Source organism: Comamonas sp. 4034, from assembly GCF_050434545.1.
Lineage (GTDB): Bacteria > Pseudomonadota > Gammaproteobacteria > Burkholderiales > Burkholderiaceae_C > Comamonas > Comamonas odontotermitis.
On the sequence record NZ_JBNDIT010000014.1, the window covers coordinates 105,453 to 128,845 of the forward strand.

23 protein-coding genes are annotated in these 23,393 nt (G+C 65.1%); 10 read left to right on the plus strand and 13 right to left on the minus strand.

Annotated elements, in window-relative coordinates; all coding sequences use genetic code 11:
* The first annotated feature begins 73 nt into the window (after positions 1 to 73).
* Both ABIE32_RS15545 and ABIE32_RS15550 read left to right on the plus strand, forming a co-directional pair.
* The gene (locus ABIE32_RS15545) at positions 74 to 955 is read left to right on the plus strand and encodes a DMT family transporter (RefSeq protein WP_224151000.1); all 882 of its coding nucleotides are present in this window, start codon (positions 74 to 76) and stop codon (positions 953 to 955) included.
* A 9-nt stretch (positions 956 to 964) separates the two neighbouring features.
* Entirely contained in the window at positions 965 to 1,465 is a 501-nt protein-coding gene (locus ABIE32_RS15550; RefSeq protein ID WP_429017490.1) for a glutathione peroxidase, read from the plus strand.
* A 313-nt stretch (positions 1,466 to 1,778) separates the two neighbouring features.
* Here the strand turns inward: ABIE32_RS15550 and ABIE32_RS15555 are convergent, their stop codons facing one another.
* The 6 genes from ABIE32_RS15555 to ABIE32_RS15580 form a co-directional block, all read right to left on the minus strand.
* Positions 1,779 to 2,870, minus strand: a complete 1,092-nt coding sequence (locus ABIE32_RS15555; protein ID WP_429017492.1) for a ProQ/FINO family protein — start codon at positions 2,868 to 2,870, stop codon at positions 1,779 to 1,781.
* A 201-nt stretch (positions 2,871 to 3,071) separates the two neighbouring features.
* Entirely contained in the window at positions 3,072 to 3,851 is a 780-nt protein-coding gene (locus tag ABIE32_RS15560; RefSeq protein WP_429017494.1) for an SDR family oxidoreductase, read from the minus strand.
* A 2-nt stretch (positions 3,852 to 3,853) separates the two neighbouring features.
* Positions 3,854 to 4,885 (minus strand): 2Fe-2S iron-sulfur cluster-binding protein, encoded by a 1,032-nt coding sequence (locus tag ABIE32_RS15565; protein ID WP_429017496.1) that lies wholly within the window; start codon positions 4,883 to 4,885, stop codon positions 3,854 to 3,856.
* Between the two features lie 63 nt (positions 4,886 to 4,948).
* A complete protein-coding gene (locus ABIE32_RS15570) occupies positions 4,949 to 5,425 on the minus strand; it encodes a GlcG/HbpS family heme-binding protein (protein ID WP_184704932.1) in 477 nt (158 codons plus the stop codon).
* Between the two features lie 37 nt (positions 5,426 to 5,462).
* Entirely contained in the window at positions 5,463 to 6,920 is a 1,458-nt protein-coding gene (locus ABIE32_RS15575; protein WP_224150995.1) for an aldehyde dehydrogenase family protein, read from the minus strand.
* 162 nt (positions 6,921 to 7,082) lie between these two features.
* Complete coding sequence (locus tag ABIE32_RS15580; RefSeq protein ID WP_184704936.1) at positions 7,083 to 7,820, minus strand: TenA family transcriptional regulator; 738 nt, start codon at positions 7,818 to 7,820, stop codon at positions 7,083 to 7,085.
* Positions 7,821 to 8,124: 304 nt separating this feature from the next.
* Here ABIE32_RS15580 and ABIE32_RS15585 point away from each other — a divergent pair, with 304 nt between their 5' ends.
* The 5 genes from ABIE32_RS15585 (at position 8,125) to ABIE32_RS15605 (ending at position 10,920) form a co-directional block, all read left to right on the plus strand.
* Entirely contained in the window at positions 8,125 to 8,448 is a 324-nt protein-coding gene (locus ABIE32_RS15585) for a 2Fe-2S iron-sulfur cluster-binding protein (RefSeq protein ID WP_429017498.1), read from the plus strand.
* A gap of 17 nt (positions 8,449 to 8,465) precedes the next feature.
* Positions 8,466 to 8,786, plus strand: a complete 321-nt coding sequence (locus ABIE32_RS15590; RefSeq protein ID WP_429017500.1) for a ferredoxin — start codon at positions 8,466 to 8,468, stop codon at positions 8,784 to 8,786.
* 16 nt (positions 8,787 to 8,802) lie between these two features.
* Positions 8,803 to 9,093 (plus strand): 2Fe-2S iron-sulfur cluster-binding protein, encoded by a 291-nt coding sequence (locus ABIE32_RS15595; protein WP_184704942.1) that lies wholly within the window; start codon positions 8,803 to 8,805, stop codon positions 9,091 to 9,093.
* Complete coding sequence (locus ABIE32_RS15600; RefSeq protein ID WP_429017501.1) at positions 9,090 to 9,836, plus strand: TSUP family transporter; 747 nt, start codon at positions 9,090 to 9,092, stop codon at positions 9,834 to 9,836. The genes ABIE32_RS15595 and ABIE32_RS15600 overlap by 4 nt, the downstream gene beginning before the upstream one ends.
* A 154-nt stretch (positions 9,837 to 9,990) precedes the next feature.
* The gene (locus ABIE32_RS15605) at positions 9,991 to 10,920 is read left to right on the plus strand and encodes an ornithine cyclodeaminase family protein (RefSeq protein WP_429017502.1); all 930 of its coding nucleotides are present in this window, start codon (positions 9,991 to 9,993) and stop codon (positions 10,918 to 10,920) included.
* A 46-nt stretch (positions 10,921 to 10,966) separates the two neighbouring features.
* On the opposite strand, the gene ABIE32_RS15610 is transcribed toward ABIE32_RS15605, so the two are convergent.
* Positions 10,967 to 11,620, minus strand: a complete 654-nt coding sequence (locus tag ABIE32_RS15610; RefSeq protein WP_184705248.1) for a GntR family transcriptional regulator — start codon at positions 11,618 to 11,620, stop codon at positions 10,967 to 10,969.
* Between the two features lie 271 nt (positions 11,621 to 11,891).
* Positions 11,892 to 12,119 (minus strand): hypothetical protein, encoded by a 228-nt coding sequence (locus tag ABIE32_RS15615; RefSeq protein WP_429017504.1) that lies wholly within the window; start codon positions 12,117 to 12,119, stop codon positions 11,892 to 11,894.
* Positions 12,120 to 12,490: 371 nt separating this feature from the next.
* Between ABIE32_RS15615 and ABIE32_RS15620 the strand changes: the two genes are divergently transcribed.
* Positions 12,491 to 14,029: a hypothetical protein gene (locus tag ABIE32_RS15620; RefSeq protein ID WP_429017506.1), complete on the plus strand. Its 1,539-nt coding sequence runs from the start codon at positions 12,491 to 12,493 to the stop codon at positions 14,027 to 14,029.
* 1 nt (position 14,030) lies between these two features.
* Positions 14,031 to 15,503 carry a gamma-glutamyltransferase family protein gene (locus tag ABIE32_RS15625; RefSeq protein WP_429017508.1) on the plus strand — a complete coding sequence of 491 codons (1,473 nt, stop codon included), beginning with the start codon at positions 14,031 to 14,033 and terminating at the stop codon, positions 15,501 to 15,503.
* Between the two features lie 70 nt (positions 15,504 to 15,573).
* Here ABIE32_RS15625 and glcF read toward each other — a convergent pair whose 3' ends face one another.
* From glcF to ABIE32_RS15645, 4 genes are all read right to left on the minus strand, one after another.
* Entirely contained in the window at positions 15,574 to 16,842 is a 1,269-nt protein-coding gene (glcF, locus tag ABIE32_RS15630) for a glycolate oxidase subunit GlcF (protein WP_224150987.1), read from the minus strand.
* A gap of 27 nt (positions 16,843 to 16,869) precedes the next feature.
* Positions 16,870 to 18,030 carry a glycolate oxidase subunit GlcE gene (gene glcE / locus ABIE32_RS15635; RefSeq protein WP_429017509.1) on the minus strand — a complete coding sequence of 387 codons (1,161 nt, stop codon included), beginning with the start codon at positions 18,028 to 18,030 and terminating at the stop codon, positions 16,870 to 16,872.
* A 67-nt stretch (positions 18,031 to 18,097) separates the two neighbouring features.
* On the minus strand, positions 18,098 to 19,045 hold the full coding sequence (locus tag ABIE32_RS15640) for an SMP-30/gluconolactonase/LRE family protein (protein ID WP_224150985.1): 948 nt from the start codon (positions 19,043 to 19,045) through the stop codon (positions 18,098 to 18,100).
* Positions 19,046 to 19,110: 65 nt separating this feature from the next.
* The gene (locus tag ABIE32_RS15645; RefSeq protein WP_224150984.1) at positions 19,111 to 19,587 is read right to left on the minus strand and encodes an Lrp/AsnC family transcriptional regulator; all 477 of its coding nucleotides are present in this window, start codon (positions 19,585 to 19,587) and stop codon (positions 19,111 to 19,113) included.
* 86 nt (positions 19,588 to 19,673) lie between these two features.
* Here ABIE32_RS15645 and ABIE32_RS15650 point away from each other — a divergent pair, with 86 nt between their 5' ends.
* Positions 19,674 to 21,926, plus strand: a complete 2,253-nt coding sequence (locus ABIE32_RS15650) for an aminotransferase class V-fold PLP-dependent enzyme (protein WP_429017511.1) — start codon at positions 19,674 to 19,676, stop codon at positions 21,924 to 21,926.
* A gap of 108 nt (positions 21,927 to 22,034) precedes the next feature.
* Here the strand turns inward: ABIE32_RS15650 and ABIE32_RS15655 are convergent, their stop codons facing one another.
* The gene (locus ABIE32_RS15655; RefSeq protein ID WP_377779967.1) at positions 22,035 to 23,333 is read right to left on the minus strand and encodes an ammonium transporter; all 1,299 of its coding nucleotides are present in this window, start codon (positions 23,331 to 23,333) and stop codon (positions 22,035 to 22,037) included.
* Between the last annotated feature and the right edge of the window lie 60 nt (positions 23,334 to 23,393).

The following is a 23,393-nucleotide window of genomic DNA, read 5'->3' on the forward strand; positions in this document are numbered from 1 at the left end:
TGGCCACGGGCCATTACCACTACAAAATATATAGCTAATAGCGCTTGACAGACGGGCGCAAGCACCGTTTTTCATGCAAACTGCGCTGCCCTTTCTCGCCCTGATGACCAATGCCCTGATCTGGGGCACGATCTGGTGGCCCTTCCGCCAGCTGCAAGCGCTGGGCGTGCACCCGGTGCTGGGCACGGCGCTGGTGTATCTCATCCTGTTCTGCGGCCTGCTGCTGCTCAAGCCCCATGCGGCAGGCATTGCGCGGCGCCACCCCTTGCTGCTGCTGCTCGCCTTCACCTCGGGCACCACCAATGTGCTGTTCAACTGGGCGGCCACCACGGGCGATGTGGTGCGCGTGGTGCTGCTGTTCTATTTGATGCCCGCCTGGTCGGTCTTGCTGGCCTGGTACTTTCTGGGTGAAAAACCCAACAAGTACTCTATCCTGCGCCTCTTCCTTGCCTTCAGCGGCGTGCTGATCGTGATGATTCCGCCTGGCGCCACCTGGGCGAGCCTGACGGCCAACCTCTCCCTGCCCGACCTGCTGGCCATTGCGGGCGGCTTTACCTTTGCCGGAACCAATGTCGTCCTGCGCAGCCAGTACAAGGTGCCGGGTGAGGCGCGCATGCTTGCCATGTTCTTTGGCGGCGTGATCGCTGCCGGGCTGATGTCGCTCCTGGGTCTCTACCTGGGCCGCATTTCGCCTCTGCCCGCGCTGCAATGGGGCTGGCCGCTGATGGTGCTGGTGGTGGCTGTGCTCATCATGCTCAGCAACTGGACGCTGCAATACGGCGCTTCGCGCCTTGCTGCCACCACGGCGGCCGTGGTGATGCTGTCCGAAGTGGTATTTGCCAGCGCGTCGAACGTGCTGATCGAAGGCGCCGTGCTCTCGGGCCGCCTGCTGCTGGGCGGCGCGCTGGTGCTGTCGGCATCGCTGATTGCAGCCATTGAATCCAAGCTGCCGTAACATGCGGGCATGGCGCCCAACACCACCCACTCCGTCAAAGATTTTGTTCTGCATGATGCCAGCGCACAGCCCGTGCCGCTGTCGCGCTACCAAAATCAGGTCCTGCTGATCGTCAACACTGCCACGGCCTGCGGCTTCACGCCGCAACTGGCGGGACTGGAGGCGCTGCAGCAGCAATACGGCGCCCAGGGCCTGCAGGTATTGGGTGTGCCGTGCAACCAGTTTGGCGCACAGGCGCCGGGCAGCAATGCCGAGATTGCGCAGTTTTGCGAGGCTCGCTTTGCAACCAGCTTTCCCAGCCTGGCCAAGGTGGAAGTGAATGGCCCGCACACCGATGCACTGTTTGCCTGGCTCAAGGCCCAGGCGCCGGGGGTGCTGGGTGGCCGCATTCTGTGGAACTTCACCAAGTTTCTGGTGGGGCGCGATGGCCGCACGGTGCAGCGCTTTGCGCCGATGACCAAACCCGCCAGGCTGCAGGCGGCGATTGAGCGGGCGCTGTCGGCCCGCTGAGGCACGACATGAAGCACAAGGCGCGAGAGCGCCCTGTGTCTGGCCTCTATTCCAGAGTCACCGACTCCAGGCCTGCCGCGATGCTGACGAGGCCGACAATCACGCACACCGCGCCCCAGAACTTGCGCAGCCAACGGCGACGGGAGGGGGTGGGGGACATAGGCTTCTCCTGGTTGCTGCCAGTGTACGCGGCAGCAACCACTGCATCAAGCGTGTTTTTGATATGAAAATAGCTGCTGGTGCTCATTGGTAGAGCGCCAGCAGCTAATATTTTTGGAGCAATAGACGCTTTGCTGTCTATTGTGTGTGCTGCTTATTCGGCAGCGGCTTCGCCGTCTTCTACAGACTCAGCTGCCACAGGGGCTGCCGGGGCTGCAGCAGGCGCCGCGGCAATGGCCTTGATCTGGGCAGCGCGTTGCAGGTGGCGCTCGGCAGCGGCTGGGTGCATGCCGTACATGTCAGCAAACTCGGCCACGCTCTTGCCGCTGGCAGCGTGGGCAGTAGCCAGCGCCTCGGCCTTGGCATCGAATTCGGCCACTTCCTGCATGGCAGCGCCAAGCAGAGCCTGGGTGGCTTCGTCCTTCACCTGCACACGCTCCAGGAAGGCGTCGCGCGACAGGTTGGAGGCGATGTAGGCCATGCCCATGCGGCGACGCAGCTTGACCTGCAGGTCTTCACCGTCACGCGGCTTGCGGCGGCGGAAAGCCTCGACCAGCGCGTGGAACACGTGCTCGGGTGCCATGGCTTCCACCACATTGCCTTGCAGATCGTGGCGCGGCTGGCCCATGGCCACGGCGTTCAGGTAGCGCGTGGAGCGCGTGTGCAGGCCCAGCGCCACCTTCAGCTCGTTCTTGTCGAACGCGTCGGGGTGGGCAGCCATCAGATCCTGAAAGATGCCGCGCTTGAGCGGCAGCGGCTGCTCGCCAAAGAGCGCCGGGTACATGCCAGCCAGCTTTTCGACCACCGGGTGGCGTGGGCGGGGAGGCGCCTTGGGCGCGGCAGGGGCCGCATCGCGGCGTGGGCCACGGGGGCCTTGGCCTGCGCCATCGCGGCGGGCACCGTTGCCGGGCTTGTTGCTGCGGCGTGGCTGCTCAGGGCGTTGGCCGGTGCGCGCAGGGCGCTCGCCTGCAGCGCGCTCCTGACGGGGGGCCGCAGCGGGGGCTTCAGCCTCTGCAGGCGCTTCTACCACTTCGAGGGCATGGCCCTTGGTGGCAGCGCGCAGCGCATCTGCCATGGCGGAATTCAGCAGTTGCTTGCCACCTGCGGGGCGGTCGGCGCGCGGCTCGCGGCGCTCTTGCTTGCGTTGGCCCTGGTGACGCGTATCACCGCCCGCTGCGGGCGCCGCCGGAGCTGCTTGCGCCGGTGCGGAGGCATCAGAAGGGGTGTTGGAGGTCGGTTCGGTCATATCAACAGGGCTTGCACAGAAAAAAGTGCAGACCCGCCATCAGCGGCTGCACTGGTATAAGTTCGTAAACACGTTCTAAAGCAAAACGCCTTGGTCACCCAAGGCAGGACTGCAAGTATAACGAATCACTATTCGTCACCAAGTAAGCAGCTGCAAACTTGAGAGGGGTTTGTGGCGACCCGCCAGCGGGCCGTCGGCGCGTCAATACGTGCCCGGGTACTCTCCGCCGTCGATCAGCCAGCTTTGGCCGGTGATGTACCCGGTATGGGCGGATGCGAGGTAGGCAATCAGCGCGCCCACCTCGTCAGGCCTGCCAAAGCGGCCTGCGGGGTTGCCGGCCTCGCGGCTTCTGCGCACCTCGTCCGCTGGTTTTCCGGTCTGCCGGGCGAGCTTGTCGATGTGGCGCGCCTGGGCATCGGTATCGAATGCACCGGGCAGCACGTTGTTAATGGTGACGTTGTGGCGCACCGTCTGGCGCGCCAGGCCCGCCACGAAGCCCACCAGGCCCGAACGCGCGCCGTTGGACAGGCCCAGCTCCGCATGCGCGACCTTCACGCTGCGCGAGACGATGTTGATGATGCGGCCATAGCGGCGCTCCTGCATGCCATCAACCACGCGGCGGATCATGTCGATGGGGCCGACCATCATCATGTCCAGCGCCTGGTGCCAGGTCTCCTGCGTCCATTCGCGAAAATCCCCGGGCGGGTAGCCGTCGGAGTTGTTCACCAGGATATCGGGCTGCGGGCAGGCTGCCAGCGCGGCTTCGCGCCCGGCGTTGCTGGTGATGTCTGCCACCACGTAGCGCACGGTGCGGCCGCAATCCTGCGACAGCGCCTGCGCAGCGCCCTGCAAGGTGGCCTCGGTGCGCGCAGCAATCACCACATCCGCCCCTTCCAACGCAAGGCAGCGCGCCGCTGCATAGCCCATGCCCTTGCTGCCGCCCCATACCAGTGCGGATTTACCGCTCAGTCCCAGATCCATGCTCACTCCTCGTTCATTTCAGCCACCGTGGCCGCTTCGTTCTGGAAGATGAAGCTGTCGCTGTATATCTTGTCCATGGCCGCCCCTGACAGCGCCACCACGGCCTTGGCGTCAGCGATCATGTGGGGCGATCCGCACAGGTAGATCGAATGCTCGGACAGGTCGCCGAAATCTTCGGCAATCGCATCCTGCACATAGCCCCGGCGACCCGTCCAGCGGTCCGATGCCCGCGAGAGCACGGGTACAAACGTGAACTCGTACAGGTGGCCCGCCCAGGCCTCGATTTCATCCAGGAGGTACAGATCGGCTTCGCAGCGCATGCCCCAGTAGAAGTGGATAGGCGGGCAATCCTCATCGTCCAGCAGCGACTCCAGTATGGCCTTGATCGGCGCAAAGCCGGTGCCGGTGGCGGCAAACACCATGGGCTGGTAGTCGCTTGCGTGGTAGCAGAAGGTGCCGTGCGGCAGCTCTACATCGAACACATCGCCGGGCTGGGCGCTGGCCAGCACGCCTTCGGTAAAGCGGCCACCCGCAATCTTGCGTATGTGCAGCGTGACGCGATTGCCCTGCGGCGGCGTCGCCATCGAAAAGCTGCGGTGCTCGCCATCGGCCAGGCAGATGTTGAGGTACTGCCCGGCCGCATACTGCACACCATGGCCTTCGGGAAGGTCGAGCGCCAGGTGGTAGATATCGGGCGTGTGCATGCGCAGCTCGGCCACCGTGGCACGCAGCATGGTCGGCGGCGAGCAGGCCGGGCCGGTTTCCACGCTGATGACCAGGTCCGACTGCGCACGCGCCTGGCAGGCCAGTGCGTAGCCCTGCGCATGCTCTTCCTCCGCCATGGCCAGCGGCAATTCGCCGTCGGCATAGGCAAAACGGCCCTCTTCCACCTTCATGCGACAGGTGCCGCAGCCGCCAAAGGTGCAGTCGTGCGGCAGGCTCACGCCCTGGCGCGTGGCGGCGTCCAGCACCGACTCGTCCGCGCCTACCTCAAACGATTGCTGCGTCTGCAGCCACAGTACGTGGTAGTTCATTGCACACCCCGCGCTCCATTGGTTCAATATGGCTCTAGCGCCCAACTGGCAAGCGCCATTAGCTCACTTTTTGATATCAGCCTGTACCACCACGTCGGCAGCGGCGCCCAGGTGCTCGCGCAGCGCCTGCAAGGCCGCCACACCGCAGGCGGTGTCCTGCTCGCCGTTGCCGCCCGACAGGCCCACGCCGCCGATCACTTCGCCATTGACGACGATGGGGTAGCCCCCGACAAAGACCGCAAACTTGCCTTCAAAGCTCCACTGAATACCGAAGGCTTCGTTGCCCGGCAGGGCGGGGCCGTTGGGTGCCGTGTTGAACAGATGCGTCGAGCGCTTGTGGCCGGCAGCGGTGAAGGCCTTGTTCCACGCAATCTGCGGGCCGGTGACACGGGCGCCGTCCATGCGTTCGAGCACCAGCGGAAAGCCGCCTTCATCGGTGATGCAGACGGATTCGGGCACGCCGATCTCCTGGGCCTTGGCCAGGGCTGCGCGGGCCATCACGCGGGCTTCTTCCAGTTCGAGTTTCAGTGCGGATTTCATAGGTGTATTCCTTTTCTTGGGACGGCTGTCGCGCCGCTCAGACGCCGCGGTACACGGTCTTGACCTGGGTGAAGAACTCCAGCCCGGCACGGCCCGACTCGCGGAAGGTCGATGTGCTGGAGTTCTTCAGCCCGCCAAAGGGCGCATTCACCAGGTTGCCGGTGGTGGTGCGGTTGATCTTGACGGTGCCGGACTGGATCTCGTTCGTGAACACGTGCATATAGCGCGGGTTGTTCGTCACGATGCTGGCCGACAGGCCGTATTCAGTGTCATTGGCCGTGGCCAGGGCTTCATTGAAATCGGCCACCTCGATGATGGCCAGCACCGGGCCGAAGATTTCTTCCTGGGCGATGCGCATGCTGTTTTTCACATCGGTGAACACGGCAGGCGAGACGTAGTAGCCATGCTCGAACGCCGGGCCCGTCAGGCGATCGCCGCCGCACAGCAGGCGCGCTTCGCCCTTGCCGATGGCGATGTACCGGAGTACGGTCTGCAACTGCTTTTCGGTCGCCAGCGGCCCCAGGTCCATGCCCGACTCCATGCCGTCACCGATCTTGAGCGCCGCCACGCGGGCGAGCAGTTTCTCGGTAAAGGCCGCCTTGACGCTGGGCACCACCAGAATGCGGCTGGTGCCGGTGCAGGCCTGGCCGGTGAGCGAGAAACCGCCCTTGACCGCCAGGTCAACAGCCAGGTCCAGATCGGCGTCTTCCATCACGAGCAGCGGGTTCTTGCCGCCCAGCTCCATCTGCAGGCGGGTCGTCAGGTGCACGGTGCGGTGGATCTGCGCGCCCGCCGTGGTCGAGCCCGTGAACGAGATCGCGCGAATATTGCTGGAATTGGTGATGACCGGCCCCACCTCGCCAGCGCGCCCTGTGACGCAGTTGACCACGCCTGCAGGAATGCCCGCCTTCTCCAGCGCTTCCACCAGGCGGATGCCCGAGAGCGGCGCATCGGACGAAGGCTTGAACACCACGGTATTGCCGGTGATCAGCGCCGGAGCCAGCTTGCGCGCAGGAATCGAGGCGGGAAAGTTCCACGGCGAGATGACCGTGACCACGCCCAGCGGCTCGCGGTGGCTGAACACATGCATGTTCGGGTCGTCCTGCGGGTAGGTCTCGCCGCCGTAGGTCTGGCCTTCGGTGGCGTAGAAGCGGAAGGTCTGCGCGCTGCGCAGAAACTCGTCCTTGGCCTGGGCAAACTGCTTGCCTTCCTCGCGCGTCAGGTCCTTGGCGAACTGCACGGCGTTCTGCTCCAGGTAGGCCGCCGCGTCATTGAGGATCTTGGCGCGTTTGCCAATCGGCGTCCTGCGCCAGCCATCAAAGGCCTTTTGCGCAGCCTGAACGGCAGCTTCGGCGTCGGCGGGGCCCGAAGCCTGGAAGCGGCCGACCACATCACGGGTATCGGCAGGGTTGAGGTTGTCAAAGGTGCTGCCCAGAAGGCAAGGCACCCAGGCGCCGTCGATGTAGTTCAAAAACGTGTGGACTGTGTCAGCCATGGTGGTTGTTTTTGTGTGATGTGGAGAAGTGGGCCACTGCAGGCAGTGGAGTTCGGGCCTGGGCCCGCCGATGGCCAAGGTGCATGCCGTCTCTCCATCCGCCGGGCACGCGCAGGTGCTGCGCGGCCGGAAGGGTTGCAGTCAGATGGAGAAAGAGACGAATCAGGCAGCCAGCAGCTCTTCTGCGGGAATCTGCAGATCCTTGGCCACGTAGTCGTGGTAGAGCGCCGTGGTGTAGAGCAAGCGCATCTGGGCGCCGATTTCGCAGATGCGCAGGCACTTGGCTTGCAGCTCCGGCGTATTGGCGTGCTCCAGCACGATCTGGTAGCCGCGCTCGCCATGGATTTCGTCCGAGACGATGTGCAGGTCGAAGAACTCGACATCCTCGTCGGAGAAGCCGTATTTCTCGCGCAGCGTCGGGGTCTGCTTGCGGTAGATGGAGGGCACCTGCGATTCGAGGCCGACCACGAGGCCCGCAACCGCCACCACCGGGTCTTCGCGCATCGCCACGGCATAGCACCATGACTGCAGGCCACGGGTAGTGGGCGACATGTTGTCGGGGTTGACCACGCGCTCGCGGGTGGTGCCACAGGCCTCGGCAAAGCGGATCAGCAGATCGGTGTGGCGGTCGCCACCGATTTCCTCTTCATACATGTTGGCCAGCAGGAAGTCCTTGGCCTCGGTCATGTGGTCTGGCGTGCGGGCATACAGGTATCCCAGGTAATCGGCAAATGGGCCGACGTAGTGGTAGTGGTTTTCGGCCCAGCGAGCCAGATGCTCGCGGCTCAGGCGACCGGTGGCCCAGGCCACGCTGAAAGGGGCCTTGTTGGCGCTCTTGCCCTTGATGGCGTTTTCCAGTGCGGCGCGGAATTCGTCGCGGTTCAGCAGTTTGTTCGTCATGGCGACTCCTCTATGGATGGTGGGTGCGTCGCTGAATCAAACCGAGCCAGGCGACGTAATTAGAATACTGTATACAACATACCAGGTCAACCATTTCCGGACATTTCTCACCCAGGTAGTTTCCCTGACCATTCCCGCCAGTTTGCCCCGAGCACCTCACTGAAATCCCCAATCCTCCCTCTGTAGATTGAAAGGCAGACACTCCAGCGAAGCACTCGCTTCAACGCGCTCCTCACGTTATCCCTATTGTCCTGAATTTTATATTTGTATACAGTATACGCAATAGAACTACCGAGGATGTCCCATGCCCCTGATCACGTTTCACAAGAACGGCCAGACCTTCCAGGACGAGGTCAAGGCCGGCTCCAACCTGGTGGTGCGCGCAGGCATCAAGCAGTACCCGTATCCCCACCTGGCCTACCAGTGCGGCATGGGCAAGTGCGCCACCTGCGCCTGCAGGATCATTGCGGGCGCCGAAAACCTGCCGCCCCCGAACTGGAAGGAAAAGAAACAGCTCGGCGACCGTCTGGACCAGGGCTACCGCCTGGCCTGCCAGCTGTGGCTGGAACACGACCTGGAGCTGGAGCAGCTCCCACCGGCTGCCGCCCCTGCCGTATCTGCCGCCTGAACCGAGGAGCCCGCACCATGTTTGTCATCCTCACCAGCAAGCCCGGCCAGTACCGCACCGTGCCAAGCGCCGACATTGAATTGCTGGAAGCCTGGAACTACCAGTTCTATGGCCGCGTGCTGGCCCAGTTCGTGCTCGGCAGGCTCCTGCGCGAGACCAAGGTGCAGGTGATTGAAGAGGATGCCTCGAGCACCGTCAACGCCGTGCCCTCCAAGTTTCTGGAGCGTTTTGACACGCTTGCACAGGCGCACGCCGAGTTGCAGCACCTGTGCAACTTCGGCTCGCTCGACGCCCAGCTGATCTCCGTTCCCCTGCCGCAAGCCGCAACCTCTGCCTGACTGCCGGAATCCACACATGCCCACCATCACCTTCGTCACCAATGACAACAAGGCCGTCGAGGCCCCGGACAACAGCAATCTGCTGCGCGTATCGCTGCGCGAAAAAGGCGGCATCCCCTTCAAGTGCGGCGGCGGCCTGTGCGGTACCTGCAAGTGCAGGATCGTCGAAGGCCTGGCCAACACCGACGCCGTCAAGCCCAAGGAACGCAAGCACTTCACTGAAGAGCAGTTCGCCCAAGGCCACCGGCTGGCATGCCAGACCTTTGTGAATGGCGACATCAGCGTGAGCTGGCAGCTGCCCGCATGATGGCCTGGGCAAGCTTTGCCGAGCAGCTGGGCGCAGGCCGCTACCTGGCCATGGGCCTGATGGTGCTGGCCGGTGCCGCCATGCAGGGCGTGGGTGGCCTGGGCTACGCGATGTTCTGCGCGCCGCTGGCTGCCATTTTCTTTCCGGAGTTGGTGCCCGGCCCGCTGCTGGCCGTGGGCGCGCCGCTGGCCCTGCTGGCCTACCTGCGCGAGCGCGATGCGCTCAACGGCCATGTGGCGGCTGCCACACTGGCAGGCCGCGTCATCGGCACCTTTGCGGCGACGGGCCTGTTGGTGTATTTCAGCGCCAGCGCCCTCTCCATCTTGTTTGCCGTTCTTATTTTGATAGCAGTCACCCTCAGCACCATCGGCTGGCGGGTGCAACCCACAACGGCCAACCTGTCGATTGCCGGGGTCGCCAGCGGCATCATGGGCACGATAACGGCAGCGGGTGGCCCGCCGTTTGCCATTGCGATGCAGCACCTGGCGCCACCTACCATGCGCTCCACGCTGGGCGTGGTGTTTTTCGCAGGCACCATCGTCTCGATCACGGCTCTCGCCTGGGTCGGCAAGATGGGCGCGCAGGAGTGGCTGTACTTCGCCGTGCTGCTGCCGTGGATGCTGGTGGGCTTTTTCGCATCCAACCGGCTGGCGCGCCATGTCTCCAAGACCGCCATTCGCCAATGGCTGCTAGGCACGGCTGCGGTAAGCGCCTGCATCATTCTGCTCAAGGTCTGGCTCTAGGGAGCCTCTGCAAAACCCTCGCCAGATGGAATGAACACGGATCGCCCCGAGACCGCGTTCAGACCACGGCAGGGAGTTTTGCAGAGGTTCCCTAGGAACGCACCTCCAGGCGCCTGCCAACCCCACCTCTTTCCCAATCTGAACCACACACACCATGCTGCACATTACCGACGCCATGGTGGACACACTGGTGTCCGCCGACGAAGCCCTTGCCGCCATGCGCACCGCCTTTACCGCCTTTGGCAAGGGCGAGGCCGCGATGCAGGCGCGCGAACGCACCGATGCCGGAGGCGTCAAGCTCTCTACGCTGGGGGCGGTGATTCCCTCGCTGGGTGTGACCGGCGCCAAGGTCTACACCACGATCGCGGGCCAGTTCAATTTTGTGATCTTGCTGTTCTCCACCGAGACCGGCGCGCCTCTTGCCACGATGGAGGCCAATGCCATCACCCGCCTGCGCACCGCCGCAACCACGGTGCTGGCAGCTGAGCACCTGGCTCCTGCCCAACCGCAGCAGCTGTTTCTGTGCGGCGCGGGTGTGCAGGGCATGGCCCATGCGCAGCAACTGGTGCGCCGCCTGGGCCTGCGGCGCATAGCGGTGTTCGATCCTTATGCAGCAGACGACCTGGCTGAGCGCCTCGCGCACCTGACCGGAGCCCAGGTCACCCGCGTGCACGATACCGATGGCGTGGCCGATGCCGAGGTCGTCGTCACTGCCTCGCGCTCCAAGGACCCGCTGTTTGCCGGGGAGCGCATTGCAGAAGGCGCCTTTGTGGCGGCGATTGGCTCCAGCCTGCCGCATACGCGGGAGCTCGACGACACCGCCCTGGCGCGCGCTTCACAGATCGCCGTGGAGTGGAAAAAGCAGGCGCTGGTCGAGGCGGGCGACCTGGTGCTGGCAGACCCGGCGCTGCAGGTGGCCAGCAAGGTGGTGGAGCTGGGCGATATCGTCTGCGGCAAGCAGGCCAGCGCGCGCGGCGGCGCGGGCATTCGCCTCTACAAGGCTGTGGGCGTGGGTCTGGAAGACATCGCGCTGGCCGGTCTTGCCTACCAAAACCACCAGAACTATCAAAAAAAGAGCGCCTAGCGCGCTCTGGGTGGGCGCCAAGGCCCAGTTTCTCTACAAAACTATATCAAGGCTCGATGCCCGCCGCGTTGTAGATATGGCGCGCGGCCAGCAGGCCCGCCAGCTCGGGGTCGCCCTTGATCACGGCGCGCAGGATGGCGGCATGCTCTTCCCAGTTCTGCGGCGCACGCTCGCGGCTGCGCGGTGCAAACAGCACGGCAGTGCGGTCGCGCAGGGACAGCATCACCTCTTGCAATACCGAATTGGCTGCCACCTTGCCCAGCGCGGAGTGAAATTTCTGGTTCAGCGTGGCCAGCACCTCGTCGTCGCCGGAATGGGCGTTTTTCACGCCTTCGGCGAGCAGCGCTTCCAGCTCGGCAATCTGCTGGGGGTCATGGCGCTTGGCGGCCAGGCGCGCATTGAGCGCCTCGAGCGTGGCGCGCACTTCCACCAGTTCGCGCAGCAGGTCACCATGGAATTGGGCCACCGAGGCGCCCCGGCGCGGCTCGATGATCACGAGGCCGCTGGAAGCCAGTTGGCGCAGCGCTTCACGCACCGGCATGCGTGATACCGCAAATTCCTCCGACAGGCGCTCCTCCACCAGGCGCTCGCCCGAGGCCAGCTCGCCCGACATGATCTTCTCGCGCAGCGCTTCCACCAGCTGCTGGGTCAGCGGCGAGTGGTTGAGTCCTGTTTTTTTGTCTCCGGTGGCAATGGGCATGAAAGTCGGTCCGATCGATACGTGGTGTTCCCCAGCCCCTGCCAGCCCTGGTAGGGCAGGCAAGTGTGCATCCGCCATGGCAGGCCGACGGCGGCAACACGGCGCACGCGCCCGGCAGGATACGCCGGCAGCGCGCCACCGCCGAAGCTGGGGCCGCGCACCAGTTTACATGCCTGCGCGGCACTCCACCGGCTTTGGATACAACTCAACCACCTCGTTTTGACGAAGATTCAGAAACTCGCGCGATGTGCTGCCTGCTGCGTTCGCCGGATCAGCGGGCAGAGCGGCGAATTTCTGCGAACGAACGGGTGTCCTGCATGGCCTGTGCCCACAGGCGCTCAGCAGGTATCTCGGCCAGGCGCTTGGCCTGCCAGTTGACGAAAGCAGTCTCGATGCGCGAGAGCAGCGACACCGAGGCAGGCAGCACAGGCTGCACAACAGCCGTCAGCTGTTGCATGGCTGCTTCGCGGGAGTTGACGGGAAGGGATAGGGATTTCATAGCGCAGTGTCCTTGCATGCCTAGTGTTAACCCTAGTGTATCCAATGTACGAATGCAAGAACAACGGCCACGCCAATAACCCCACCCTATCCAAGTTTGCTTGTCAGGCGAAACAGTGCATTGTTTTTAAACAAAATTCAAAAGATGAATTCTTCAACCGCACCACGAGATCTGACGCAGACGAGGTTTCAGGTGGAATGAAGGATGATGCCCAACACTCTATTTTGTATACGGATCATATGGGAAATGGCCTTTAAACCCGGGTTAATTCAATGATGCAGCGCAACATATCTGGTATTCCCTGATGATTTTTTGCTTTTTTGTATTTAGTATACAAATCGGCTGTTGAATCATACCAAGGAGTAGCCACGATGGATCCGTCAGTTTCAATCGGTGCCGCGCACTGGGCCTATCTGGCCGGGGTGCTGGTCATCATTCTTACCATGGCCTTCCGCGCAAACGTGGTGGTGCCTTCGCTGATTGCCACCATCGTGGTGGCCTTTGCCTGGAGCGGCAGTGCCATCACCGGCATTGGTAGCATTTTCAGTGCCAGCATGGTTGCAGCCAAAGAGCTGTTCAACATCTTCCTGATCATTGCGCTGATGACGGCGCTGCTCAATTCCCTCAAGGATCTGGGCTCGGACATCCGCATGGTCAAGCCGTTTCGCGCAGTCATGAAAAACGGCCACACGGCCTATTTCATACTGGCACTGGTCACCTACCTGATCTCGCTGTTTTTCTGGCCCACCCCGGCCGTGCCGCTGGTGGCCGCCGTGCTGCTGCCCGCTGCCATTGCCGCAGGCCTGCCACCGATAGCAGGGGCCATGGCTATCGCCATTGCCGGCCAGGGCATGGCGCTGTCGTCCGACTATGTGATCGGCGTGGCGCCCGGCATCAGCGCCAAGGCTGCAGGCGGCATCAGCGCGGTGGCCGTGGGCGACAAGGCGCTGCTGCTGTCCTGGGTGGTGGGCATGATCGCCCTCTTCCTGTCGTACTTCAAGATCCGCAAATACATCGTGCCGGGCAACAACGCCTTGCTGGAGCGCTGGGAGCTGAACCCCGTCGGCATCAACGCCCAGGTGGAAGGCGGCGGCACCTTCAACAAGGCCGAGATCGCCCAGGGCACGGCACACGACACCGACCTGGGCACCAATTCGGAGCTGGAAGCAGCCCTCAAGAAGACCAGGAGCACCGAGGGTGCCTCCAAATTGTTTGCGGTCATCACACCGCTCGCCTTCCTCATCGTGATTCTGGTCATGCTCGGCCCCAAGTTCATCCAGGGTGCGCCTGACCTCAAAGGCGGCGATGCAGCCATGCTGATCGGCGGCGTGGCGGCCTTGCTGATGATCTGGGCCGCCACGGCGCGCAACGGCTTTCGCAAGATGCTCGATACCGCCGCCGACCACATCACCGACGGCTTCGTCTTTGCCTTCAAGGCCATGGGCGCGGTGCTGCCGATTGCCGGTTTCTTCTTCATCGGTTCGCACGAGACCGCAGGCCCCATCCTGGGTATTGCGCCCGGCCAGCCGGTGCCTGATCTGCTGTTCGAGCTGGTCAAGGCGAGCCAGCACCTGATTCCCGACAGCCAGCTGCTGGTGTCGTTTGGCGTGCTGATCATGGGCATGATCACCGGAATCGACGGCTCCGGCTTCGCGGGCCTGCCGCTGACCGGCACCCTGTCCGGCGCGCTGGGCCCGGCCTCGGGCATGGATGTCTCTGCCCTGGCGGCCCTGGGCCAGATGGGCGCGGTATGGACGGGCGGCGGCACCTTGATCGCCTGGTCGTCACTGATCGCCGTGGCCGGGTTTGCGCGGGTCAATGTGCTGGAGCTGGCCCGCGCCCTGCTCATCCCGGTGGTGCTGGGCCTGATTGCCGCCGTGTTCACCGCCGTGGCGCTCTGGGGCGCCTGAGATGGCTGGCGAATCATTGCTGGGTGTGGTGGGCAGCGGCGCCATGGTGGCGACCGGCCACCCGCTCGCCGCCCAGGCCGCGCAGGCCCAGTTGCTGGCGGGCGGCTCGGCAGTGGATGCCGCCATTGCCGCCGATGCGGTGCTTGGCGTGGTCGAGCCCATGGCCACCGGCGTGGGCGGCGACCTGCTTGCCATGCTGGTGCCCCCATGGCAGACGCCCATCAGCTACAACGGCACGGGCCGCGCGCCGCTCGGCCTGACTGCAGCCATGGTCGAGGCCTTGCCCGGCCAGAAGATTCCCGAGCGCCATCCGCTCTCCGTCACCACGCCCGGCGCCGTGCAGGGCTGGTGGGATCTGCACCAACGCTATGGCAAGCGTCCCTGGGCCAGCCTGTTCGATGCAGCCGTGGATGCTGCGCGCCATGGCTTTGCGGTGGCGCCCGTGGCTGCACGCGAGTGGACCCTGTTTCAGCAGGTGATCGCCAGCGACCCCGCCAGCGCCGCACTCTACCGCGCGCAACACCCTCCGAAGGCCGGTGAGCGTTTTGAGAACCCCGCACTGGCGCAGTTGCTGGGCGAAATTGCCGCCCAGGGGCCCAGCGCCTTCTACCAGGGCCGCATTCCCCAGGCTGCCGAGCGCACCATGCAGCGCCACGGCGGCGTGCTGGCTGCTGCCGATTTTGCGGCGCACCATGGCCACTTCTGCACCCCAGTCAGCGCCGATTTCTGCGGCGCCCGGGTGCATGAATGCCCGCCCAACACCCATGGCGTGGCCGTGCTCCATGCCCTGCAGGCCCTGGAGAGCCAGCCACCACAGGCCGACCAGCCCGAAGACGCCGTGCGCATGGTGCAGGCCATGGAAGCGGCCATGGAATATGCCAAGCAGACCGTGGCCGACCCGGCGGGCAACACCGTCTGTACCACCGTGGTCGATGGCGACGGCTTTGCCATCACCTTGATGAGCAGCATCTTCAAACGCTTTGGATCCGGCCTTGCCGTGGCAGAAGGTGGCTTTGTGCTGCAAAACCGGGGCCATGGCTTTGCACAGCCCGGCCACATCAATGGGCCTGCGCCGGGCAAACGCCCCTACCACACAGTGGTGCCGGGCGCGGTGACCCGTAACGGCCAGTTCCTCGCCGTCATCGGCGTGGTGGGCGGCGCCATGCAGCCACAAGGCCAGGTGCAGTTGCTCGCCCGCATGCTGGCGGGTGGCGAAGCCCCGCAGGCTGCACTGAACCGGCCACGCTGGCGACTGGAGGGGCAGCGGGTATTGGCCGTGGAGGCCGGCACGCCAGAAGCAGTCACCGCCGCCCTGCGCGCAGCAGGCTACCGCGAGCCGGGCAGCGAGGGTGAGCTGGGCGGGCGCAGCGATTTTGGCGGCGCGCAGTGCATCGTCCGTCTGCCGGATGGGCGGCTTTGCGGCGCCTCCGACCCGCGCAAGGACGGCATGGCCCTGGCCGTTGACCGGCAGTAGCGCAACCTGTATTTGCGACCCCTCCGCAAGGGCCAAGCCCTGAGGCGGCGACCGCAGGTACGGTTACTGTTTAGCGAGCGGTCTGCGCCGCCTGCAGCGCATCGTCGATCACCTCGATCCAGTGGCGCACCGGCACCTCGGTGCCCGCCTGCAGGTGGGTGATGCAGCCGATGTTGGCCGACAGAATGGCGGCAGGCGGTGTTTCCTGGCTGCAGGCCTCGTTCAGGGTATTGATCTTGCGATCGCGCAGCTGGTGCGAAATTTCGGGCTGCAGCAGCGAGTAGGTGCCCGCCGAGCCACAGCACAGGTGCGACTCGACGCGCGAGACGCGAATATCGAATCCCAGAGCCCGCAGGCTGGATTCAACACCACCGCGCAGCTTCTGGCCATGCTGCAGGGTGCAGGGCGGGTGGTAGGCCAGCGGTGCATCGGGCACCTGCAGCCTGCCTTGCAGGCGCTGCTCCAGCTCCGGCAGCATGGCGGGCAGCAGCTCGCTCAAATCGCGCGCCAGCGCGCTGATGGTGACGGCGCGCTCGGCGTATTCCTTGTCATGCCGCAGCAGATGGCCGTAGTCCTTGACCATGACACCGCAGCCCGAGGCCGTGCTGATGATGGCTTCGATCTGCTGTTTGGCCACCCAGGGCCACCAGGCGTCGATATTGGCGCGCGCCTGCTCCAGCGCGCCCTGCGGGTCGCTCAGGTGTTGCTGCACGGCGCCGCAGCATTTGGCAGCGGGCGTCACCAGCGTCTGGATGCCCACGGCATCGAGCACGCGCGCGGTGGCGGCATTGATGTTGGGCAACATGGCAGGCTGCACACAGCCGGCCAGCATCATCACCTTGCGGTCATGCTCGCGCGACGGCCAACGGCCCGCGCTCGGTGCCTTGGGCAGCTTGTCCTTCAAGCCGCCAGGCAGCAGGGGCCTGGCGATGCGGCCCAGCGCCACTGCCGCGCCAAAGGCCTTCGATGTCATGCCTGTGCGCAGCGCCCAGCGGGCGGCGCGCTCGCCCAGCGGCCGCTCCACCTTCTCATCGACGATGTGGCGCCCGATGTCCAGCAGCTTCCCGTATTGCACGCCGCTGGGGCAGGTGGATTCGCAGTTGCGGCAGGTCAGGCACCTGTCCAGGTGCTCCTGCGTCTTGCGGGTGGGCTCCTGGCCTTCGAGCACCTGCTTGATCAGGTAGATGCGGCCACGCGGACCGTCCAGCTCGTCGCCCAGCAATTGGTAGGTGGGGCAGGTGGCGGTGCAGAAGCCGCAGTGCACGCACTTGCGCAGGATGGCTTCGGCCTCCTGGCCTTCGGGGGTGTTCTTGAACTCGGGAGCTAATTGGGTTTGCATGGTGCAGGGGTACCTGGATTAGCGGATTCAGCTGATGGCCCAGTCGCCCAGGCGGCCGGGGTTGAAGATGCCGTTCGGGTCAAACGCCTGCTTGAGCCGCTGCTGCACCTGGCGCAGGGCCGGAGACGCGGGCGTATAGCCAAAATCGTCGGACGACGCCCAGCGCACGGCCTCGCCGGGCCGAAAGCACACCGCGCTGCCGCCCACACTGGCGGCCATGGCGTGCAAGGCAGCGGCATGCTGCATGGGCGCCTGCACCCAGCGCAGCGCACCTCCCCACTCCATCAGTGGTTGAATGGCCTGTTCGGTACAAGGCAGCGCCGGCGTGGTGGCCGGCACCGACAACCGCCACAGCGCGTGGTCGGCTTCCATCTGCGTGAACCAGGGCAGTTGCTGCTCGCGGCAGGCCAGCCACGCGCCATCGGCCTGGGCGTGGTCAAGCATGGTGCCGCCCATGTGGCTGAGCGCCGCCTCGACGGCAGCCATGGCACCGCGCAGGCGCACCAGCAGGTGACCGCTGTCGCTGCTGCCACCCGACTGCCACAGGCTGGCGTTGATGGGCAGCGGCTGCGCGCGCCAGCCCGCCAGCATGTCGATGGCCTGCTGCTGGCTGCATTCGTAATACAAGGTGGCCTGGGCCCGCTGCATGGGCAGCACCTTGATGCTGATGTCGGTGAGCAGGCCCAGCGTACCCCAGGCGCCTGCCATGAGGCGCGATACATCGTAGCCCGCCACGTTCTTCATCACCTGGCCGCCAAAGGTGAGGTGCTCGCCCACACCATTGATCATGGACAGGCCGAGGATGTAATCGCGCACGGCACCGGCCGACACACGCGCGGGCCCCGACAGGCCTGCCGCCACCATGCCGCCCACCGTGGCCTGCGAGACACCGGCGCCCAGGTGCGGGGGCTCGAATGCGAGGCATTGGCCACGCTCGGCCAGCACCTGTTCCAGCTCGGCCAGCGGCGTGCCGCTGCGCACGGTGACGACCAGCTCGCTCGGCTCGTAGCTGACGATGCCGCCATAGCTGCGCGTATCCAGCAGCTCGCCACCCAGGCGAACGCCGTAAAAATCCTTGCTGCCGCCGCCACGGATGCGCAGCGGCGCCTTGTGGGCATGGGCAGATCGAACGCGCTCCTGCCAGTCGAGCACGGTGGGGTGATGAGAGGCAGCCACAGCTTGGTCCATGGCCCGATGGTAGCCGCAGTTGCAAGGGCTGTCGCCCGCTCAAGAAAGCGTTGCGGCGGAAATGGGTCTAAAAGCCGTGCTCCAGCTCGCGCCAAGGCTGTGCAGGCAACCCGGCCACGCCCACGCGCATGGCAAACACGCAGCCCGACAGCGGTAGCTGGGCCAGCTCCTGCGGGCTGCGGCCATGGCGCGCCGATGTCAGGTAGAGCGTGCGGCCGTCACTGCCGCCAAAGCAGGGCATGGTGGGGCAGAGCATGGGCGTGGTGTGGCTGGCCAGAATGTCGCCGCGCGGCGATATCTGCAGCACACGCCCGCCTTCGTACATGGCGCACCAGTAATTGCCTTCCACATCCACTGCAGCGCCATCGGGCCGCCCGCCGTAGCCGGGCTCGCCTGGCGTCCAGCCTTCGGGTTTGCCGTCGAACTGGATGAATACCTCCCCTTCTCCTTGCGGGTTGCCGTTCACGTCGCAGGCGTAGCGCCTGACGGTGTGCGTGGGCGTATCGGCCCAGTACATGGTGCGCCGGTCGGGCGACCATGCCAGGCCATTGGCGTTGGCCACACCACCCAGCACCTTGCGCACCGTTGTGGTGCCTCCACTGGCATCCACACAGTACAGCGCCCCCACCGGTTGGCGCGGGCCGCTGGCTGGCTCGTGGATGGTGCCCACCCACAGGCGGCCTTGCGCATCGCAGCGGCCATCATTGCCGCGCTCGGTAGCCTGGTCGATCGGCAGGCGGGCGATGTCGTGCAGGGTGCCACCCCAGTCGGTGGCGCGGCAGATGCGGTCGCGCAGCACCACGATCCAGCCATCGAGCACGCCACCGCTGCGCGCCGGGGCAATGCAGCCGGGCTCGGCGGGCATGTCCCAGCGGTCAAGGTAGCCCGATCCGGGCATGGTACGCCACAGCTTTCTGCCCGCCACGTCCACCCCATACAGCACACCCCCACTGGCCTGCCAGAAAGGAGATTCTCCCAACGCAAACGGCTGGCTGATCACGGTATGCCAGATCATGGCGTTCCTTCGGAAAAAACTTGAAACATGGGCCTGCCTTGCATTTTCTGTGCCACCGCACCTGTTCAGGGAATATAGGACAGCGGCAGCGCGGTGGTGAACTTCAGCTCCTCCATCGCAAAGCTGGACGACACATCGAACAGCTGGGTGTCGGCAATCAGCCGCTTGTAGACCTTGTCATAGGCGGCAATGTCGGGTACCACCACGCGCAGCAGGTAATCCACATCGCCGCTCATGCGGTAGAACTCCACCACCTCGGGAATGGCCTGCACCGCGCCCCGAAAGCGCTCGAACCATTCCTGGCTGTGCGTGCTGGTGCGCACCGCAACGAAAACGGTGACGCCCACGTTCACCTTTTCGCGGTCCACCAGCACCACCTGGCGCTTGATGACACCGGCCTCCTTGAGCCGCTGAACACGGCGCCAGCATGGCGTGGCCGACAGGCCCACCTGGGCAGCGAGATCGGCGACCTGAATCTCGGCGTCAGCCTGCAGCAACTCCAGCAGCTTGCGATCAATGGAATCCAGTTTTATCTTTTGCATGATTATTGGAATTTACTTCCAAATATAGTGCCACAAACAGCTGAATTCGCATACGTATGCCCTGGGCTGGGCCCGACAATTTGCGTATGGAAATCTACCTCGACGCCAACGCCACCACCCCCGTGCTCCCGCAAGCCCGCGCCGCCGCCATGGCCGTGATGGGCGATGCCTACGGCAACCCCAGCAGCATTCACGGCAGCGGACTCAAGGCCCGCGCACTGCTGGACGAAGTGCGCGCTGCCGCGCGCCGCGTGCTGGGTGTGCCCACCGGACAGTTGCTGTTCACCAGCGGCGCGACCGAGGGCATTCAGACCGCCGTGCTGTCAGCGCTGACCGCACTGCGCCAGCGCAAGGATGCTGGCGACACGACCACGCTGCAATTGCTGTACGGTGCCACCGAACACAAGGCCGTACCCGAGGCACTCAAGCACTGGAACGCGGTGCTGGGCCTGCATCTACCGATCCAGGCCATTCCGGTGGGTACGGATGGACGCCATGACCTGGACTGGCTGCGCGCGCAAGCGCCCACTGCAGGCCTGGTCTGCACCATGGCAGCCAACAACGAGACAGGTGTTGTGAGCGACCTGGACGCCATAGCAGGCGCACTGCAGGGCAGCCCCGCGCTGTGGCTGGTGGATGGTGTGCAGGCCCTGGGTAAGCTGGCGCTCAAGCCCCTGGAGCGCGGCATCGACTACGCGCCCTTCTCCGGCCACAAACTCTATGCGCCCAAGGGCGTGGGCATGCTCTATGTGCGTGAAGGCGCGCCATTTACCCCGCTGCTGGCCGGTGGCGGCCAGGAAGGCGCACTGCGCGCAGGCACCGAGAACATGGCCGGCATCGCGGCGCTGGGTGCAGTGCTGCAGGCGCTGCAGGATGGCGCCACCTTTGCCGATGCCGCCACACTGGCCGATCACCGCAGCCGGCTGGCTTCAGCCTTGAACGAGGCGTTTGCCGGCCTGGTGTTCAACGCACCGCCCGCGCTGAGCCTGCCCACCACGCTGAATTTTGCGGTGCCCGGGCTCAGCTCCAAGCTGCTGCTCGATCTGTTTGACGCCGCAGGCCTGCGCGTGAGCGGAGGTTCGGCCTGCAGCGCATCCAAGGCGCAGCCCAGCTATGTGCTCGAAGCCATGGGCCTGCCCGCATGGCAGACGGCCGCTGCCGTGCGCATGTCCTTCGGCGCAGCAGACTCCACCGCGATGATCGACGAAGCCTGCGCCCGCATCCGCGCCTGTGGCGCCGCATTGCGCACCAATTGCCTGGTGGAAGCGCCACAGGCTACCGAACATGGCGCTGTTCCATTGCTGACCCGCTTTGTCGTTGACGGCGCCTGCTGCTATCTGGTGGCCGACGCCGCCAGCCAGCGCTGCGTGGTGATCGATCCGCTGCCCGAGCTGGTGGACCGCCTCGCGCAATGGGTGCGCTGCCGGGAATTCACGGTCGCTGCGGTTGTCGACACCCACAGCCACGGCGACCACCAATCCTCCGCACCCGAGCTGCGCGCAGCCCTGCCACACCAGTTGCAGGCAGAAGGCGCCACAGATGCGCTGGGCTGGCCTGAGGGCGCTGCGCAGATCGCGCTGGGCGCTCATCGCCTCACGCGCCTGGCGCTGCCGGGCCACACAGCCGATTCCACTGCATACCTGCTGCACGAGGGCGATACGCTGCGCCTTGCCTTCGTGGGCGACACCGTGATGCCCGGCGCCTTGGGCCGCAGCGACTTTGCCCAGAGCGAGCCGCTCGCCTACGCCAGTTCGCTGCGCACGCTGGAGCAGGCCGTTGGTCCGCACACGCTGCTGCTGCCGGGGCACGACTACGAAGACCGTTTTGCCTGCACGCTGGGCGTGGAATGCACGGCCCAGCCGCTACTGGCTGGCGTGTTGCAGGGCCAGTTGGATGCAGCGGCCTTTGCCGCCGCCAAGGAGGCGCTGGAGCGCGACCTGGCACCTACCGCGTACCAGACCATGGCCTGCGGCGCCCGCGTGGATGCCTGTACGCAGTCGATGCATGTCGAGCTGCCCATGGAGCAGGCCCAGGCATTGCGGCAGGCAGGCACCCCGCCGCTGCTGGTCGATGTGCGCGAACCCTATGAGCAGCAGCTGGGCAGCGCACCCGGGCTGGAAGGAGACGACCGCGTCCAGGCGGTGCCGCTGTCCGGCCTGCTCAATGCACTGCCCCAATGGCTGGCACTGCCTGCCGAGACGCCCGTGGTGTTCTACTGCCGGAGCGGCAACCGCAGCGCCCAAGCCGCCCGTGCGCTGCGGCGCCTGGGGCACCACCAGGCCTTCAGTCTGGCAGGAGGCCTGGCCCTGTGGCCCGAACCTGCAACCGCAACGGAATAATCACCTTCCTCGGCACGGTGCCGCACAGCTGCAGCGCCAGCAGCGCAAGTAAAAAAAGGCCGGCCGGGCTCTTCGCCCGTCCGGCCTCCCAAGGAGTATGAGGAACGATCAGCGGCTGTAGGCCACCTCGCCGTGCGTGCTGATGTCCAGGCCTTCGCGCTCGGCCTCTTCCGACACCCGCAGCCCGATGGTGTACTTGCAGACGGCAAACGACACCGCTGCCACCACGCCAGACCACGCCAGGGTCATCAGCACGCTCTTGACCTGCACCCACACCTGGTGGGCCATGTTGTAGCCTTCCGGCTCCACACCGCCCAGGCTGGATGCACAGAACACCCCCGTCAGGATCGCGCCCAGAATACCGCCCACGCCGTGCACGCCGAACACGTCGCAGGTGTCGTCGGCCTTGAGCATGCGCTTGAGTCCCGACACGCCCCACAGGCACAGCGGCCCGGCGATGGCGCCCATGATGATCGAGCCCATGGGCCCCACCAGACCCGCAGCAGGCGTGATGCAGACCAGCCCGGCCACTGCGCCCGATGCGGCGCCCAGCATCGAGGCCTTGCCCTTGTGCAGTGCTTCGGCGGCAATCCAGCCCATCGCTGCGGCGCCCGTGGCCAAAATGGTGTTGATGAACGCCAGACCGGCAATGCCGTTGGCAGCCCCCGCCGAGCCCGCATTGAAGCCAAACCAGCCCACCCACAGCAGCGATGCGCCCACCATGGTCAGCGTCAGGCTGTGCGGTGCCAGCGCTTCGCGGCCAAAGCCGATGCGCTTGCCCACCATGTACGAACCCACCAGGCCAGCAACGGCAGCGTTGATGTGCACCACGGTGCCGCCCGCAAAGTCGAGCGCGCCGTCCTTGGCCAGCAGGCCACCGCCCCACACCATGTGCGCCATGGGGATGTAGCTGAAGGTGAACCACAGCACCGAGAACAGGAGAACGGCAGAGAACTTGATGCGCTCGGCAAATGCACCCACGATCAGCGCCACGGTGATGGCAGCGAAGGTGGACTGGAACGAGACGAACACGAACTCAGGAATGGTTGCCAGCGCCGCCGACAAGGTGTCGGGCTTGATGCCCGCGAGGAAGGCCTTGTCGAAGCCGCCGAAGAAGTTGCCTTCTCCCGCAAAGGCGAGCGAGTAGCCGTACACCGCCCACAGCACCGTGATCAGCGAAAAGATCACGAACACCTGCGCCAGCACCGACAGCATGTTCTTGCTGCGCACCAGGCCGCCGTAGAACAGCGCCAGGCCCGGGATCACCATCAGGATCACCAGCATGGTGGATGTCAGCATCCACGCCGTATCGCCGCTGTTGAGTGCAGGCGCCGCATCGGCTGCCATGGCGCTGCCAGCGGCAACCGCCGCTGCCGCTGCCCCTGCCAGAGAAAGTAGTCGTCGCATGTTATTCACACCTTTTAGATAAATTGGCCTCTAGCGCTTATCAATCAAGCGCGATTAGCT

Coding starts and splice junctions, on each gene's coding strand:
- ABIE32_RS15545 (WP_224151000.1), top strand. CDS start 74: ATGCAAACTGCGCTGCCCTTTCTCGCCCTGATGACCAATGCCCTGATC.
- ABIE32_RS15550 (WP_429017490.1), top strand. CDS start 965: ATGGCGCCCAACACCACCCACTCCGTCAAAGATTTTGTTCTGCATGAT.
- ABIE32_RS15555 (WP_429017492.1), bottom strand. CDS start 2,870: ATGACCGAACCGACCTCCAACACCCCTTCTGATGCCTCCGCACCGGCG.
- ABIE32_RS15560 (WP_429017494.1), bottom strand. CDS start 3,851: ATGGATCTGGGACTGAGCGGTAAATCCGCACTGGTATGGGGCGGCAGC.
- ABIE32_RS15565 (WP_429017496.1), bottom strand. CDS start 4,885: ATGAACTACCACGTACTGTGGCTGCAGACGCAGCAATCGTTTGAGGTA.
- ABIE32_RS15570 (WP_184704932.1), bottom strand. CDS start 5,425: ATGAAATCCGCACTGAAACTCGAACTGGAAGAAGCCCGCGTGATGGCC.
- ABIE32_RS15575 (WP_224150995.1), bottom strand. CDS start 6,920: ATGGCTGACACAGTCCACACGTTTTTGAACTACATCGACGGCGCCTGG.
- ABIE32_RS15580 (WP_184704936.1), bottom strand. CDS start 7,820: ATGACGAACAAACTGCTGAACCGCGACGAATTCCGCGCCGCACTGGAA.
- ABIE32_RS15585 (WP_429017498.1), top strand. CDS start 8,125: ATGCCCCTGATCACGTTTCACAAGAACGGCCAGACCTTCCAGGACGAG.
- ABIE32_RS15590 (WP_429017500.1), top strand. CDS start 8,466: ATGTTTGTCATCCTCACCAGCAAGCCCGGCCAGTACCGCACCGTGCCA.
- ABIE32_RS15595 (WP_184704942.1), top strand. CDS start 8,803: ATGCCCACCATCACCTTCGTCACCAATGACAACAAGGCCGTCGAGGCC.
- ABIE32_RS15600 (WP_429017501.1), top strand. CDS start 9,090: ATGATGGCCTGGGCAAGCTTTGCCGAGCAGCTGGGCGCAGGCCGCTAC.
- ABIE32_RS15605 (WP_429017502.1), top strand. CDS start 9,991: ATGCTGCACATTACCGACGCCATGGTGGACACACTGGTGTCCGCCGAC.
- ABIE32_RS15610 (WP_184705248.1), bottom strand. CDS start 11,620: ATGCCCATTGCCACCGGAGACAAAAAAACAGGACTCAACCACTCGCCG.
- ABIE32_RS15615 (WP_429017504.1), bottom strand. CDS start 12,119: ATGAAATCCCTATCCCTTCCCGTCAACTCCCGCGAAGCAGCCATGCAA.
- ABIE32_RS15620 (WP_429017506.1), top strand. CDS start 12,491: ATGGATCCGTCAGTTTCAATCGGTGCCGCGCACTGGGCCTATCTGGCC.
- ABIE32_RS15625 (WP_429017508.1), top strand. CDS start 14,031: ATGGCTGGCGAATCATTGCTGGGTGTGGTGGGCAGCGGCGCCATGGTG.
- glcF (WP_224150987.1), bottom strand. CDS start 16,842: ATGCAAACCCAATTAGCTCCCGAGTTCAAGAACACCCCCGAAGGCCAG.
- glcE (WP_429017509.1), bottom strand. CDS start 18,030: ATGGACCAAGCTGTGGCTGCCTCTCATCACCCCACCGTGCTCGACTGG.
- ABIE32_RS15640 (WP_224150985.1), bottom strand. CDS start 19,045: ATGATCTGGCATACCGTGATCAGCCAGCCGTTTGCGTTGGGAGAATCT.
- ABIE32_RS15645 (WP_224150984.1), bottom strand. CDS start 19,587: ATGCAAAAGATAAAACTGGATTCCATTGATCGCAAGCTGCTGGAGTTG.
- ABIE32_RS15650 (WP_429017511.1), top strand. CDS start 19,674: ATGGAAATCTACCTCGACGCCAACGCCACCACCCCCGTGCTCCCGCAA.
- ABIE32_RS15655 (WP_377779967.1), bottom strand. CDS start 23,333: ATGCGACGACTACTTTCTCTGGCAGGGGCAGCGGCAGCGGCGGTTGCC.